This is a genomic window from Streptomyces boluensis (assembly GCF_009908195.1).
In the GTDB taxonomy this organism is placed as follows: Bacteria; Actinomycetota; Actinomycetes; order Streptomycetales; family Streptomycetaceae; genus Streptomyces; species Streptomyces boluensis.
The window spans coordinates 1-739 of the sequence record NZ_JAAAHS010000769.1; the positions used below are offsets into that span (position 1 = coordinate 1).

Consider the following 739-nt stretch of genomic DNA (forward strand, 5'->3'; position numbering starts at 1 on the left):
GTGGTGGGCGGATGTGAGTTCGTGGACGGTGAAGCCCGCGGCTTGGATGAGGGCGGTGAGGGAGTCGGCCGTGCAGGGCGCGGGGACGTACGAGAAGTCGAAGAAGGGGACGGGGGCATCGCCGTCGGATTTGAGGTGCTGGACGCCTGCGAAGGAGAGGAAGCCGCCGGGGCGGAGTAGGTCGCGGGCCTTCCGCAGCCCCGTGATTACGCGTTCGGGCTCGCCCAGCAGGCTGAAGTGTGTGGTGGCGGCGTCGAACTCGCCCAGTTCCGCGGTCCGTTCGGCGGAGAGTGCGAACAGGTCGCGCTGGAGGAAGGTGGCACCGGGGACCTGGCGGGCGGCGAGTTCGACCATGACGCCGGAGACGTCGATGCCGGTGACGTCCAGGCCGGCCGCGCTGAGCTGCTCCGCTGTGGGCCTGCCGGTACCGGAACCGACGTCCAGGACGCGGGCGCCGGGCCCGAGGCGGGCGATGAGCGCGGCGCAGGCGTCCAGCTGGCCCTGGTTGTGGGCGAAAGCGTCGTCGTAGCGCTCGCCGATGCGGTCGAAGACGGATTCGGGGCTGATGTCGTACGGGGGAAGGTGCGCGGAAGCGGCCATGGAGTGCGACTCCTCGGGGTGGGCGGCGGATGCCGGTCGGGGGGTGAAGGTCAGAGTTCCACCGGGAGCGCCTTCGGGAGGCGCTTGATCATGCCCCAGCTCCAGAGCAACTCCGAGGCGGGGCAGGCCAGTACGAGCT

1 protein-coding gene is annotated in these 739 nt (G+C 70.5%); it reads right to left on the reverse strand.

Features of this window, described 5'->3' with window-relative positions; translation table 11 throughout:
• The coding region (locus GUY60_RS38010; protein ID WP_161706047.1) for a class I SAM-dependent DNA methyltransferase at nt 1-600 on the reverse strand (600 nt) is incomplete at its 3' end.
• Between the last annotated feature and the right edge of the window lie 139 nt (nt 601-739).